The sequence below is a fragment of the Klebsiella sp. D-Nf1 genome (genome assembly GCF_002810515.1).
Classification (GTDB): Bacteria; Pseudomonadota; Gammaproteobacteria; order Enterobacterales; family Enterobacteriaceae; genus Klebsiella; species Klebsiella variicola.
On sequence record NZ_PIOK01000012.1, the window covers coordinates 23,488 to 38,055 of the forward strand.

Here is a 14,568-nt window from a genome sequence, read left to right on the forward strand (position 1 = left end):
AATCACTTGTAATAAATCTATTTTTTTAACGAAAAGAGAAGAAAGCGACATTCCACTTTCCTGCACAAGAGGACTACTGGTGATCTACAAATCCATTGCTGACCGCCTGCGGCTGCGGCTGAATTCCGCCGACTTCGCCATCGGTAGCCCGCTACCGGGAGAGAAAAAACTGGCCGAGGAGTTCGGGGTGGCGCGCATGACTATCCGCAAAGCCATCGACCTGCTGGTGGACTGGGGATTGGTTGTGCGTCGCCACGGCTCGGGAACGTTCGTGGCGCGTAAGGACGTCCATCATGAAACCAGCAATCTCACCGGCCTGGCGGAAGTGCTGCGCAAGCAGGGCAAAGAGGTAGTAAGCCAGGTGCTGGCCTTCGAGGTGATGCCTGCCCCGCCGGCCATCGCCAGCCTGCTGCGGATTAAAATTGATGAACGGATCTACTTCTCACGGCGGGTGCGCTACGTCGATGGTAAGCCGCTGATGCTGGAGGATAGCTATATGCCAGTGAAGCTGTTCCGCAACCTGTCGCTGAGCCATCTGGAGGGTTCGAAATTTGATTATATTGAGAAGGAGTGCGGGATCATCATCAGCGGGAATTATGAAACGCTGACGCCAGTGCTGGCGGACAAGCAGCTGGCGCGCTCAATGAACGTCCCGGAGCAGACGCCGCTGCTGCGTATTACCTCCCTTTCCTACAGCGACAGCGGCGAGTTTCTTAACTATTCCGTCATGTTCCGCAACGCCAGCGAGTATCAGGTGGATTACCACCTGCGCCGCGTCCAGGCGCAAAGCCCGCTAGCTCAGCCCCCAGAACAGCACGGCGAGTAGCTGCGGAGTGATAATCCGCAGGAACATCACCAGCGGATAGACGGTGGCGTAAGAGAGCGCCGCCGCGCCGCTGGTGGCGTGCAGATTGTTGGCGAAGGCCAGCGCCGGCGGGTCAGTCATGGAGCCGGCCAGCATGCCGCACAGCGTCAGATAGTTCATTTTCGCCAGCATGCGCGCGAGGATCCCCACCGTCAGCAGCGGGATGGCGGTGATGAAAATGCCGTAAGCGATCCAGCTCAGACCCTCGCCCTGGGTCAGGGTCGCGACAAAGTCGCCCCCCGATTTTAGCCCGACCACCGCCAGAAACAGCACGATCCCCAGCTCGCGCAGCGCCAGGTTGGCGCTCGGCGGCATAAACCAATACAGCTTGCCGATGCTGCCGATACGCCCGAGGATCAACGCCATAATCAGCGGCCCACCGGCCAGCCCCAGCTTCAGCGCGACAGGGAAACCGGGAATAAACAACGGGATAGATCCCAGCAGTACCCCGAGGCCGATACCGATAAACACCGGCAGCATCTGGACCTGCTGCAGCTTCTGCTGAGCGTTACCCAGCTCGGCGGCCACGGCGTCAATCGCCTCCTGGCGACCAACCAGGTTGAGGATGTCACCAAACTGCAGGCTGGCGCTGCTGCTGGCCACCAGCTCGACGCCTGCCCGGTTAAGCCGGGAGATCACCACGTCATAGCGCTGTTTAACGTGCAGATCGCGTATCTTCTTCCCCAGCACTTTTTCGTTAGTGACCACCACCCGCTCGACTTTCAGATCGGTGCCGCGCGTCGACAGCGAGGTGGCCACCTCCTGGCCAATCACCAGCTGCGCATTGTGCAGATCCTCCGGTCGCCCCACCAGGTGCAACAGGTCGCCCGCCTGGATAAGGGTGCCCGGCGCAGGCACCATCAACAGCTCACCGCGCTTCAGCCGCGAACAGACGATGTTGTCGCTATTGAGCATCGGCACATCCTGAATCGCCATCTGGTTGAGGTTGGGGTTCTCCACCCGCACGTTAATGGTGTGCAAATGAGCGTGGCCGTTGCCGCTGCTCTCTTCAAACCGCTGGGCCTCTTTCTCCGCATTGATGCGGAAGAACAGGCGCACCAGCCACATGGTCAGCAGAATGCCGCAGATGCCGAACGGATACGCCATCGCGTAACTCATCCCCATCTGATCGACCACCTCGAACGGCACCCCAAGATCGCGCAGGATTTGCTGCCCGGCCCCCAGCGCTGGCGTGTTGGTCACCGCACCGGAGAAGATACCGAGCACTACCGGGAGAGGAATATTGAACAGTTTATGCAGCACCGCGGTCACCAGGCCGCCGAGGATAACGATAAGGATAGCGAACAGATTGAGCCGCAGGCCTGAGACCCGCAGCGAGGCGAAAAAGCCCGGCCCCACCTGAATACCGATGGTGTAGACAAACAGGATCAAGCCGAATTCCTGAATAAAATGCAGCATCGGGCTGCTGAGGGCGACACCCGCCTGATCGACAAAGTGGCCGACAATAATCCCGCCAAACAGGACGCCGCCAATGCCAAAGCCGACGCCGCGGATTTTGACATTGCCGATCCACAACCCCACTACCGCCACCAGCGCCAGCACGCTGACCGTCAATGCTATCTCACTCATGGTATCGTCCCTGTGAATAACATCATTAACTACAGGGATTATGACCACTACCAGATGGGTTGTATGCCGCCTGGCGCACAATAATCATGGAGTAAGATACGCTACTCAGGCGCGTTCTTATTTTTCGCTGCGATAGTGAGTTGCTGAATACTTTTCTCCGGGGAAGGAAGCGCTTCAGGCATAGTGCCACCCAGGTCTTTAATAGTCTGGCGTACTTTTTGCCCTACGTCATAATGCGTTTTGTTGGCGAGTTGCTTCGAAGCAACCGCATCCCGACGTAGTTTTTCTTCCGTTTGGGTAGCACGAAACAGGTTGGCCGCGAGCTCAGTCGATCCCATATAGTCGAGTATTTTTTGGCTTTTCTTTAGGCCCTTACGCTCGTGGATTGCTTTTTGGTCAAGACCACCATAGAGACCTTTATAGCCATGGTTTTGAAAGACAGCAAAATCAAGAGTCGTCTCAACACCGGCACGTTGGGCCGTTTCAACCAGATGTTTATTATGCTCTTTGAGCTCATTGCGCAGGAACAGTCGCTTTTCATCCTCTCGTAGAGACTTAAATATTTGATCATCTTGCAATTCCTGGCGCCGGGTTTGCAAGGCAAAGTACGTTTGCCCCGCAGCAATCACCGGTTTCGACGGATCGCCATTTTGCACTACCAGATAGCAGGCGTAGCGTGAGAGGTGGAAATCTTCAAGATTCCTGCTGGCGCCAGAACCTAATTCGACCATTTTGTTGGTTTCAACAAAATGGTCTGCCGAGGGATGACCACTCGCCTCACATGAAATTATCGCTTTTGCAATGACCTTATAAAAATTCCGCCACTCTTTATAGTCAAGCAGGGGACCAAGGTTGCGGGCAGACCAATACTCCCGCCCCGCCTCATCGCTCTTTCTAATCGCTTCAAATGGCTGCTGTTCGTTCATAACGTATCCTTGTTTGAGTGAGTCCCAAAGTATGATTATTTTTTAAACTGAAACACCCGTTGCAGCAAGGAAGTTTATTGCGCTCTCGCACACAAAAAAGCCCCGAAAATCGGGGCCTTATAAGTTATTCGCTTAATTAACTATTTAGCGCTGGTCGTTCGCTGATGGCGATACGCTGCGGGGCAATCTGCTCAGGCTCATTGCGGGTCAGATCGATATGCAGCAGGCCATTGGTGAAGGTCGCGCCAGAGACCTCCATGTTGTCGGCGAGGGTGAAGCTCAGGCTGAAGGCCTGGCTCACCAGCCCCTGGTGCAGCCATGTGGTCTCTTTTTCCGGCTGCTGCGGGGTGCCTTTCACCAACAGACGGGTGCCTTCCAGTTGAATATCCAGATCTTCCTGACGGAAACCGGCCAGCGCAAGGGTAATGCGATAGTGGTTATCGTCGCTTTTTTCGATGTTATAGGGCGGGAAGCTCTGGCTTTCACCGGCGGTTTGCAGGGCGTTGGCCAGTTTGTCAAAACCGATCCATTGACGCAGCAGGGGGGATAAATCGTAGTTACGCATAGTGTTTTCTCCTTCTATGAAGCGAGTGAATACCTGCGAATTCTGTAAATTCGCATCTGCTCCCTGACGGCGAGCAGGTTGTTACATCAGGCCGCCACGCGGCCTGAAACGGACAATTAGTTGATTTCGATGCGGCGCGGCTTGTTCGCTTCCGGGATCACGCGTTCCAGATCGATATACAGCAGGCCGTTCACCAGGTTGGCGCCGCGGACGTGAATGTTTTCCGCCAGCTGGAATTTGCGCTCGAAGTTACGCTCGGCGATCCCCTGATACAGGTAGGTCCGCTCCTTCTGCTCGGCGGCGTGGGCGCCTTTGACGATCAGCAGATTGTCCTGGGCCGTGATCTCCAGCTCGCTTTCGGCAAAGCCTGCCACCGCGATAGCGATACGATAGTGGTTTTCGTCTACCAGCTCGACGTTATACGGAGGATAGCCGCCGTTGCTCTGGCTTTGATTGTTTTCCAGCAGGTTGAACAGGCGGTCGAAACCAATGGCTGAACGATAGAGCGGGGAGAGATCGAAGTTACGCATAGTAAATAGCTCCTGAAAATCAGCGAGAATCAAATGACCTTCCATCGTGGACAGGCCGCGGTAATCCGGAATACCCCTCAGGCGTATTCTCAGTGGGTTACACCTATAAAATGGGTTTCTCCCCGTGCTTTTCAAGGGATTGAAGGCGAATTTTTTTGCAGTTTACCAATGATTGCTTAGACTGGGGGGAGGAGCACAAAAAGCAAAGTGCGATGCCCGCCACAGTGCGGCGCAATAACGCTATGCATTCACGGGTTGGCCCGATATAACCGCTGAAAGGTTATCTCAACGCCCGAAACGACGATGGAAGAACAATGAAAAGCAGACGACTGTTAAAGCTGGTCCTGTTCAGCGGGATAATAAGCCTGAGCGGTTGCTCCAGCGTAATGTCACATACCGGTGGCAAAGAGGGAACCTATCCGGGCACACGATCCAGTGCGCAAACGCTGGGGGACAGCGACACCAACTGGGGTGTGAAATCGCTGGTGGCGCTGGATATGCCCTTCACCGCCGTCATGGATACCCTGCTGCTGCCGTGGGATATGTTCCGTACCGACAGCTCAATCAAATCGCGGGTTGAAAAGAGTGAGAAGGCCACGCTGGCGACCAACTCGGTTATCCCGCCAGCGTCGATGCCTGCCCAGTAAGTTATCGCCCGGTCTGCGTGACCCACAGCTGGCGATAACTGTCCACCTCCTCCATCCAGGCAATCTGTGTCCCGTCTGGCGAAAAGACGATCGCGTCTGCTGAGGGCGGATGACCGTGCACATCGGTTAAAAAGGTAATCTCCCCCGTGCCGGCATGGCAGCAGGCAATCCGATCCTCCAGCACAAAGCCCAGCCATTCTCCTGTTGGATGCCAGTTAAACGCCGACTGGATACCCGATACGTGATACGTCAACTGTCGCGGCTCGCCCCCCTGCGGTGAAATAAGCCACAGCTGCACCACGCCGGCGTCATCGCGCATCAGAAAGGCTATCGCCGTCGCCTGTGGATTGGCGCGCACCCAGTGACGCGGAACGTTCACCAGCCCCGGATAGCGGCGATGCTGGGTAAAGGTCAAACGACGCTGACTGACGCCCGCCGGCGGCGCCGGCATCGTGGTTGCGGTACCGGCCAGCGGCGCCCCGCCAGGCTGCTTCCAGCCGGCTTCTTCCTGTGGCAGATCGACAATAAACAGCTCAGGCACTTTATCGCCATTTTCCGCCAGGGTATCGCCAATAAACGCCAGCGCCTGGTTCCCAACCCACCCCTCTTCATAGGCGCGATTAATCTCATCGCTGCCTGGCACCGGAGTCGGTGTCGTACGGCTTACCAGCACGCACCAGTGGCTGCCGCTATATTCGCGCAGATGCTGCCCCTGCGGCGTCACCGGCCCATACGGCGCCGCTACGCCGACATTGCGTAAGTCCAGCGCCGGGTCGCGTTCGTGCAGCACGTGGTCGTTGTAGGTAAAACTAACGAACTGACCGTTGGGGCTATAGACATGGACGTGGCTGCCGCCGCGCAGCGCGCCGGGCGTGTAAGGGGCGGTAATGTCCATGGCGTCCAGATTCTCGACAGCCCCCTGAAAGGCCACCACTCCGCGGCGATGATGAAAATCATACTGCCACCGCGCATCCGGCCGCTCGGGGCCGTGAATAAACACATAGCGCTCCTGGGTGGGATGCACAGTCACCACGCCGACGTGCGCGCCTTGCGTGGCACGATAAATGGTCTCCACAGTACCGCTATTTACGTTCACTCGCTCAATGGTCTCGCCGGTGAACGACGCGCCGGACGGGCGGACGTCGAACACCAGCCACTGGCTGTCGGGGGTCCAGGTGCGGGTGTTGGTAAGCTGGTGGTTGCGAGGGGCAAAGGTAACTTGTTTCATGGCGTGCTGACCGGGCCGATATAAGAGTGGCGTTAGCATACCGCAATCCGCACGGGGTTGAATGCCCGGCAACCTGCTTAAAACGCTTCCCCAACCTGTAAATAGAACCCGCTGCTGCCTTTGCCGATGCCATAATCAAGACGGATATTGACCCGCGGCTTGAACTCGAAACGATAGCCAACGCCGCCGGTGGGCAGCCAGCGGCCATTGTTCAGCGATGACAGCGACGGACCCATGGTTCCCGCCCCGACCCAGGCGACAATCCCGTGCCGCCAGGTGAGCTGCCGACGGTATTCCAGTTGGCTGCTGACGACGTTGTTATCCCGGTAGCGCCCCTGATAGTAGCCTCGCATCCGCTCGTCGCTGCCCAGCAGGGGCATCATGCTCCACGGAACATCGCCCTGGGTGAAGGCACCATCGGCCTCCCAGGCGAGCACGCTTTTCTCGCTCAGGGCATGATAATGGCTATAGTGCAGCTGAAATTCATCAAAGCGGGTATCGCTGCCTAACCCGGGGGCGTAATGGGTGTAGCGGAAGTTGGCATACTGGCCCCGGCGCGGGTTGGGGACAAAGTCGCGATCGTCCCAGTTGATATCGATGCTGGCGCCAGAGCTGAATACCGACGGTCCCTGTGGGGTACTTTCTATTTTCGGTAAATCGTCGTGGTCCATCTCATCGGCATTCTGCGCCGCCAGCGACCACCCGGTACCGAGATAGACATTGTCGATCAGTTGCCGGTAGATTGTCGGGCGCAGGGTCAGCACCTGGGCGGTATATTTTTCCTTCTCGTTGTCTTTATCTCCGGCGTGAAAACCCTGCCCCCAGTAGTAAGTCGGGGTATTGGCCATCGACCCTTCAACAAATACGCGCCACAGATCGTTGTCGAAAAAGGCGTAGTTTTTCACGCTGAGGCCAAAGGCGCCGGTGGAGCTGGCGTAGCCGCTGAGCGTCAGGGTGGAATTCTGGCTGGTGGTATCCTGCGGATCGGGACGATACATGCCGACGACGGCGGTGCCGATGCCCAGCCCCAGTTCCGGCGTATAGAACGGACCGGGCATCACGCCCCAATCGATCCCTTTACTGGCGTCGAACTTATCGCTGGCGCCGAGATGCTGCAGCCAGTCGTCGATTTTCTCGCGGCTGAGCATCTCCGCCTGGCTGCCAATCGGGCAGGTCATCAGCAGCAGAAAAGTGATAAACAGTCGGCTCAAAAGCGGTACTCGCCGGAAATAAAGAAACTGTTACGTTCGGCAAAGCCAAACTCCGTGGTGATATTAACGTTTTTCGTCAGCTCATACTGCGCGCCCACCAGCACGTTCCACGGCGACTGAAGATGCTGTTTCACATCGAAGCGGCCGTTATTGTCCTGATTGGCCAGATTGACCATATTTTGCAGCATCGGCGACGGCATCGCGAGATCGTTGAGGCTGCCCTTAAACTCCTGCTGTACGTCCTGATACATGCTGCCGACCCACAGGTTCAGCTTTCCGGCGGGGAGATGCAGCGCCTCGACTGATGGCGTATTAAAACGATAGCCTACGCGCGGCGAAAAGGTAAATGCGTCGATACTGCCGTCGAGGATATCAAAGCGCGTTTGCGTGTAGTTGGCGTCCAGCACGGTAAACCAGTTGCCAACGCCGCCCACCAGCGTGGTGCCCATCCCGTAGGTGGTGCCTTTAAAATCGAGACGAAAGTCGAGATCCTGCATCCCCGGCATGGGCACCACTTTACCGTTTGGCCCCTTCAGGCCGACGGCAATTTGCGAAATCGAATGCCCTTCGGTGTGTCCGACGAGGCCATAAACGTTCATAAATGGCAGCAGCCAGGCATCCAGCTTAAGCGTCTCGGTTTTGCTGCTTTCCCGCGTATTACCGACGCCAATCTGGAAGGCGTCATCCAGCGAGACCGGCCCATTAGCGAAAATGTTATTCACGGCGTGTTTGCAGACAGGATCCTTACCGCAATCGATATTGCGGCCATCCAGCGACAGACCGGTGAAGTTAATGCTGTCGACATTAATATTCTGCCGCATATCCATATAGTTAATGCTGACGCCGAACGACAGCGGCAGGACGTAGCCGCGTTTTCTGGCCTCGTCGCCTAAAAAAGGCAATATCGCGGTTGGTTCCGCTACTGCAGTCTCGGTTTTGACCGGCGCAGGCAGATCCGCCGGTTCTGCGCCGTGATAGGCGTATACCGGCTCGAGCGGCGCCGTTGGTTCCGCGGCCACGCAAATCTGAACAGAGGCGAATGGCAGCGCAACCAACATCAAACGGTGGTATATATTCATGAAAACTATGATGTTAGTGATGAATTGCGAAAAAGAGGGCGGGTAGCTTATAGAATCCCCTGCGCGGAATAAGGGATTTAAATGCGGATTAACATCTGTTCATGAAAAAAGAGAAGACCGGCCCGGACAACGCCGGGCCTGAAGAACGCTTACGCTAAAACGTATTTTTCAATGGCGAAGGCGACGCCATCTTCGAGGTTAGATTTGGTGATGAAGTTCGCCGCTTCTTTGACCGCGGGAATGGCGTTATCCATCGCCACGCCGACGCCGGCAAACTCAATCATTGCGATATCATTTTCCTGATCGCCAATCGCCATAATCTCTTCCGGCTTGATGCCCAGCGCATCGGCCAGGGACTTCACGCCGGTGCCTTTATTGACGCGTTTATCCAGAATTTCGAGGAAGTACGGCGCACTTTTCAGCACGGTGTACTTCTCTTTCACTTCCGCCGGGATACGGGCGATGGCCTTATCCAGGATCGCCGGCTCATCGATCATCATCACCTTCAGCAGCTGGATCTCAGGGTCCATCTTTTCCGCTTCACAGAACACCAGCGGGATGGTCGCCACGTAGGATTCGTGGACGGTGTAGTAGCTGATATCGCGGTTCGCAGTGTAGAGCGTGTTGCGATCGAGCGCGTGGAAGTGAGAGCCGACCTCGCGGGAGAGTTGCTCGAGGAAGCGATAGTCGTCATAGCTCAGCGCGGTTTGTGCGACGGTACTGCCGTCACCGGCCTTCTGTACCAGCGCGCCATTGTAAGTAATGCAGTAATCACCCGGCTGTTCCATATGCAGCTCTTTCAGATAGCTGTGGACACCGGCGTAAGGGCGGCCGGTAGTCAGCACCACGTTGACACCCCGCTCGCGCGCCGCGGCGATGGCGGCTTTCACCGCAGGAGAGATGGTATGGTCTGGCAGCAGCAGAGTGCCGTCCATATCGATTGCAATCAGTTTAATAGCCATAGGATCCCCGGGTAAGATGAGTCTTCCCTCATGCTAACGCGATTCCGCTCAAAAAACAGTAAAAGTGTCGGGCAGAAAGGGGGATGGAAGCGGGGACTAAGAATCCCCTTTTAGCAGCAAAAAAAAGCCCGGTCACGCAATGCGACCGGGCTTACACATCCTGTTGCCCCGGAAAAACTCGTTACCGGGAAACACGCGACTTAAATATCGATATTCGCCGCTTTCAGGGCGTTCTCTTCGATAAAGGCGCGACGCGGCTCAACGGCATCGCCCATCAGGGTGGTGAACAGCTGGTCGGCGGCGATCGCATCCTTAACGGTTACGCGCAGCATGCGGCGGCTGTCCGGATCCATGGTGGTTTCCCACAGCTGATCCGGGTTCATCTCGCCCAGACCTTTATAGCGCTGGATAGAGAGACCGCGACGGGACTCTTTCACCAGCCAGTCGAGGGCCTGCTCGAAGCTGGCTACCGGCTGACGGCGTTCGCCGCGCTCGATGAACGCATCTTCTTCCATCAGGCCACGCAGTTTCTCACCCAGGGTACAGATACGGCGATATTCCGGCCCCATGACGAACTCGTTATCCAGCGGATAGTCGGTATCCACCCCGTGGGTACGGACGCGGATAATCGGTTCAAACTGCTGCAACTCGGTGTTCTCACGGACATCAAATTTCCACTGGCTGCCGTGCTGCTCTTTCTCATTCAGCTCGGAGACCAGGGTGTTCACCCAGCGGGTCACCTTCTGCTCGTCAGCCAGATCGGCCTCAGTCAGGGTCGGCTGATAGATAAGCTCTTTCAGCATCGATTTCGGGAAACGGCGCTCCATACGACCAATCATTTTCTGGGTGGCGTTAAACTCGGCAACCAGTTTTTCCAGCGACTCGCCCGACAGCGCCGGCGCATTGGCGTTGGTATGCAGGGTCGCACCGTCGAGAGCGATAGCGATCTGATACTGATCCATCGCTTCGTCGTCTTTAATGTACTGTTCCTGCTTGCCTTTCTTCACTTTGTACAGCGGCGGCTGGGCAATGTAGACATGGCCGCGCTCGACGATCTCTGGCATCTGACGGTAGAAGAAGGTCAACAGCAGGGTACGAATGTGCGAGCCGTCGACATCCGCATCGGTCATGATGATGATGCTGTGATAGCGCAGTTTATCCGGGTTGTACTCATCGCGACCGATGCCGCAGCCGAGGGCGGTGATCAGCGTCGCCACTTCCTGGGAAGAGAGCATTTTATCGAAGCGGGCTTTCTCAACGTTGAGGATTTTACCCTTCAACGGCAGGATCGCCTGGTTCTTACGGTTACGACCCTGTTTCGCAGAGCCGCCCGCGGAGTCCCCTTCCACCAGGTACAGTTCAGACAGCGCCGGGTCGCGTTCCTGGCAATCCGCCAGTTTGCCCGGCAGGCCTGCCAGATCCAGTGCGCCTTTACGACGGGTCATCTCACGGGCGCGACGCGCAGCTTCGCGGGCGCGCGCGGCGTCGATAATTTTGCCGACCACGATTTTGGCATCGGACGGGTTTTCCAGCAGGTATTCGCTCAGCAGTTCGTTCATCTGCTGTTCTACCGCCGATTTCACCTCGGAAGAGACCAGCTTGTCTTTGGTCTGCGAGGAGAATTTCGGATCCGGCACTTTCACGGATACCACAGCGATCAGGCCTTCACGCGCGTCGTCGCCGGTGGCGCTGACTTTCGCTTTTTTGCTGTAGCCCTCTTTATCCATGTAGGCATTGAGGGTACGGGTCATCGCCGCGCGGAAGCCCGCCAGGTGAGTACCGCCGTCGCGCTGCGGAATGTTGTTGGTAAAGCAGTAGATGTTTTCCTGGAAACCGTCGTTCCACTGCAGCGCCACTTCCACGCCAATACCGTCTTTTTCGGTGGAGAAATAGAAGATATTCGGGTGGATCGGCGTTTTGTTCTTGTTGAGATACTCAACAAACGCCTTAATGCCGCCTTCGTAGTGGAAATGGTCTTCTTTGCCGTCGCGCTTATCGCGCAGGCGGATTGAAACCCCGGAGTTCAGGAACGACAGCTCGCGCAGACGTTTCGCCAGGATCTCATATTCGAATTCAGTGACGTTGGTGAAGGTTTCATGGCTCGGCCAGAAACGCACCATGGTGCCGGTTTTATCGGTCTCGCCAGTCACCGCCAGCGGCGCCTGCGGTACACCGTGCACATAAATCTGTTTGTGGACTTTGTTATCGCGCTGGATAACCAGCTCCAGCTTCTGCGACAGGGCGTTAACCACCGAGACGCCTACGCCGTGCAGACCGCCGGAAACTTTATAGGAGTTATCATCGAACTTACCGCCGGCGTGCAGGACGGTCATGATAACTTCCGCTGCGGAGACGCCCTCTTCCGGGTGAATGCCGGTTGGGATGCCGCGACCGTCATCCTGTACGGAGACGGAGTTATCGCTGTGGATGGTCACAACGATATCTTTGCAGTAACCCGCGAGCGCTTCGTCGATAGCGTTATCCACAACCTCGAATACCATGTGGTGCAGACCGGTGCCGTCATCCGTGTCGCCGATATACATACCCGGGCGCTTACGCACCGCATCCAGCCCTTTCAGGACTTTGATACTGGAGGAGTCATAAGAATTCGACATCAACGTTTCTCGCTCATTTAATCTTGGGTTAATCCGTTATTTTACCTTTTTCCACGCGGAACATCTTCGAATTTTTGTCCGACATGTCCATAACGTGTTCAGCGCTGATGGCGCTGACGAAAACCTGCGACTGCGTCGCTTTCAGGCGGCTGGATAACAAACCGCGGCGGGCATCATCAAGTTCCGAGGCAAAATCATCTATCAGGTACAGGCAGCGCCGCCCGCTGACGCGGGTGAGGAACTCACCTTGCGCCAGACGCAGGGCGCACATCAGCAGCTTAAGCTGCCCGCGCGACAAGGTGTCTTCCACCGGCGCCCCGTCGGCGCGAATGCGGAAATCCGCTTTATGCGGGCCGTGGGCGGTGTAGGTTAACATTCTGTCACGCTCGAAATTCCGCTCCAGCACCTCCGCGTAGTCGGCCTCTTTTTCCCAGCCGCGCTGGAAAGAGAAAGAGAGCGTGAATTCCGGTAAAAATTGCTGACAAGTATCCGCCATGTCTTCGACGATAGCGGCGCTGTATTCGGCACGCCAGCGGCTGATTTGTTCCGCCAGCGGGATGAGTTCCAGATCCCACGGTCGCAGCTGGGCATAGCGGCTGACCTGACGCAGCGCGGCGTTGCGCTGCTTGACCAGGCGCTTCAGGTTGCTCCAGGCGGTGAAGAATCCGGCTTCGTTATGAAAACATCCCCAATCGAGGAATGCTCTTCTGTATTTGGGGCCGCCGTTGAGTAAAGTAAACCCCTCCGGCGTAATCAGCTGCATCGGCATCAGGTGCGCCAGCTCCGCCACCTTGTGGCCGTCGGTGCCGTCGATGCGCACCTTGCTGTCACCCTGTTTGTCTTTGGTCAGGCCGATGGCGGTTTCCCGCTCTTCGCCCTGCAGGCGGCCGTGCAGGACAAAAGCCTCCTGCTCGTGGCGGATCACCCGGCCAATTTGCAAACTACGAAACGCCCGGCCATGACCGAGCGTATAGATAGCTTCCAGCACGCTGGTTTTGCCGCTGCCGTTCGCGCCAACCAGGAAGTTAAAGCCAGGAGATAAAGCGAGATCCGCATTTTCAATATTGCGGAAGTCTTTGATGAGCAAGCGCGTCAGTGACATATCAGCGTTCTTTGGGCCAGGGCGTTATCGGCGCAGCCAGTTTCAACGCGGACTGCGCGCAGACCCTGGAGCGTACACGAAGTACGTGACAGGGGCGAGCACAGCCCAGGTTGAAAATGGCAAGTAAGATAGCCCGATATTTTCCACTACAATCTCATAGGCATGACGACATAGGCTGCGGATTGTGAAGCCGCATCCTCAATCTGCACGCTCGACACCGAATCCGTCAGCAGAATGCGCACATTCTCGCACTTCAGCGCATTGAGCACATCCAGCACGTAGCTAACGTTGAAGCCAATCTCCATCTCCGTTCCGGCGTAGGTCACATCCAGAATCTCTTCCGCCTCTTCCTGCTCCGGGTTATTGGCGGTGATTTTCAGCTGGTTTTCACTGACGTACAGCCGCACGCCGCGGAATTTCTCGTTCGAGAGGATTGCCGCGCGGGCGAAGGCCTGCTTGAGAATGTCACAGCCAGCATCGAGATGTTTATCCGGATTTTTCGGCAATACGCGGCGATAATCCGGGAAACGGCCATCAACCAGCTTCGACGTAAAGATAAAATCGCCCACGTGAGCGCGGATATTGTTGCTGCCAATCTGCACGCGCAGCGGGGTATCGCCGCCGTCGAGCATCCGCATCAACTCAATCACCCCTTTACGCGGCACGATCACCGAATGGTTCGGCAGCGACGCTTCCAGCGGCATCGAACAGACCGCCAGGCGGTGACCATCGGTGGCCACCGTGCGCAGTTCGCTACCTTCGGTTTCAAACAGCATACCGTTTAAGTAGTAACGAACATCCTGGTGCGCCATCGAGAACTGAGTGGCTTCGATCAGACGCTTCATGGTCGCCTGCGGCAGGGTAAATTCCACTTCGCTCTGCCAGTCATCCAGATTCGGGAAATCGGCAGCAGGCAGCGTCGACAGCGAGAAGCGACTGCGGCCGGAACGCACCAGCATCCGATCGCCTTCCAGCTGAACCGCGATCTCCGCGCCTTCCGGCAGGCCGCGGCAGATATCAAAGAATTTACGCGCCGGAACGGTCGTTGCGCCCGCTTCGTGCGGCTGAACCAGCGCCACGCGCGCCACCATCTCCATTTCAAGATCGGTACCGGTCAGCGACAGCGCGCCGTCCGCGACCTGAAGCAGCAGGTTACCGAGAATGGGCAGCGTCGGACGACCACCTAACGGACCGCTCACCTGTTGCAGCGGTTTTAATAAATGTTCACGTTCTACGGTAAATTTCATA

13 protein-coding genes and 1 other annotated feature are annotated in these 14,568 nt (G+C 56.7%); of the genes, 2 read left to right on the forward strand and 11 right to left on the reverse strand.

Features of this window, described 5'->3' with window-relative positions:
* Positions 1-79: 79 nt before the first annotated feature.
* Positions 80-826, forward strand: a complete 747-nt coding sequence (locus tag CWM54_RS26165) for a GntR family transcriptional regulator (RefSeq protein WP_008806752.1) — start codon at positions 80-82, stop codon at positions 824-826.
* On the opposite strand, the gene CWM54_RS26170 is transcribed toward CWM54_RS26165, so the two are convergent.
* The 4 genes from CWM54_RS26170 to ibpA all read right to left on the reverse strand — a co-directional run bounded on the left by CWM54_RS26170 (position 794) and on the right by ibpA (position 4,476).
* Positions 794-2,455 (reverse strand): putative transporter, encoded by a 1,662-nt coding sequence (locus CWM54_RS26170; protein ID WP_100699060.1) that lies wholly within the window; start codon positions 2,453-2,455, stop codon positions 794-796. The genes CWM54_RS26165 and CWM54_RS26170 overlap by 33 nt on opposite strands.
* A 101-nt stretch (positions 2,456-2,556) precedes the next feature.
* On the reverse strand, positions 2,557-3,381 hold the full coding sequence (dinD, locus tag CWM54_RS26175) for a DNA damage-inducible protein D (protein WP_100699062.1): 825 nt from the start codon (positions 3,379-3,381) through the stop codon (positions 2,557-2,559).
* Between the two features lie 136 nt (positions 3,382-3,517).
* A complete protein-coding gene (gene ibpB, locus CWM54_RS26180; RefSeq protein ID WP_100699064.1) occupies positions 3,518-3,946 on the reverse strand; it encodes a small heat shock chaperone IbpB in 429 nt (142 codons plus the stop codon).
* Positions 3,947-4,062: 116 nt separating this feature from the next.
* The gene (gene ibpA / locus CWM54_RS26185; protein ID WP_004151523.1) at positions 4,063-4,476 is read right to left on the reverse strand and encodes a small heat shock chaperone IbpA; all 414 of its coding nucleotides are present in this window, start codon (positions 4,474-4,476) and stop codon (positions 4,063-4,065) included.
* Positions 4,470-4,545 (reverse strand) — a sequence feature (ROSE (Repression Of Heat Shock gene Expression) occurs in the 5'-region of heat shock genes and acts as an RNA thermometer to modulate expression.). (Overlaps the previous gene by 7 nt.)
* A 245-nt stretch (positions 4,546-4,790) precedes the next feature.
* Between ibpA and CWM54_RS26190 the strand changes: the two genes are divergently transcribed.
* Entirely contained in the window at positions 4,791-5,123 is a 333-nt protein-coding gene (locus CWM54_RS26190; protein ID WP_061152886.1) for a YceK/YidQ family lipoprotein, read from the forward strand.
* Between the two features lies 1 nt (position 5,124).
* Here CWM54_RS26190 and CWM54_RS26195 read toward each other — a convergent pair whose 3' ends face one another.
* The 7 genes from CWM54_RS26195 to dnaN form a co-directional block, all read right to left on the reverse strand.
* Positions 5,125-6,351, reverse strand: coding sequence for a DUF3748 domain-containing protein (locus tag CWM54_RS26195; protein WP_100699066.1), 1,227 nt, complete (start codon positions 6,349-6,351; stop codon positions 5,125-5,127).
* Between the two features lie 77 nt (positions 6,352-6,428).
* Positions 6,429-7,562 (reverse strand): BamA/TamA family outer membrane protein, encoded by a 1,134-nt coding sequence (locus CWM54_RS26200; protein WP_100699068.1) that lies wholly within the window; start codon positions 7,560-7,562, stop codon positions 6,429-6,431.
* The gene (locus CWM54_RS26205; protein ID WP_100699070.1) at positions 7,559-8,641 is read right to left on the reverse strand and encodes a hypothetical protein; all 1,083 of its coding nucleotides are present in this window, start codon (positions 8,639-8,641) and stop codon (positions 7,559-7,561) included. Before CWM54_RS26205 ends, CWM54_RS26200 begins: the two co-directional genes overlap by 4 nt.
* Before the next feature lie 149 nt (positions 8,642-8,790).
* Positions 8,791-9,603 carry a sugar-phosphatase gene (gene yidA, locus CWM54_RS26210; RefSeq protein WP_008806746.1) on the reverse strand — a complete coding sequence of 271 codons (813 nt, stop codon included), beginning with the start codon at positions 9,601-9,603 and terminating at the stop codon, positions 8,791-8,793.
* A gap of 200 nt (positions 9,604-9,803) precedes the next feature.
* Entirely contained in the window at positions 9,804-12,218 is a 2,415-nt protein-coding gene (gene gyrB / locus CWM54_RS26215) for a DNA topoisomerase (ATP-hydrolyzing) subunit B (RefSeq protein ID WP_100699072.1), read from the reverse strand.
* A 28-nt stretch (positions 12,219-12,246) separates the two neighbouring features.
* A complete protein-coding gene (recF, locus tag CWM54_RS26220; RefSeq protein ID WP_061152881.1) occupies positions 12,247-13,320 on the reverse strand; it encodes a DNA replication/repair protein RecF in 1,074 nt (357 codons plus the stop codon).
* 146 nt (positions 13,321-13,466) lie between these two features.
* On the reverse strand, positions 13,467-14,567 hold the full coding sequence (gene dnaN / locus CWM54_RS26225) for a DNA polymerase III subunit beta (RefSeq protein ID WP_008806743.1): 1,101 nt from the start codon (positions 14,565-14,567) through the stop codon (positions 13,467-13,469).
* Position 14,568: the final 1 nt, after the last annotated feature.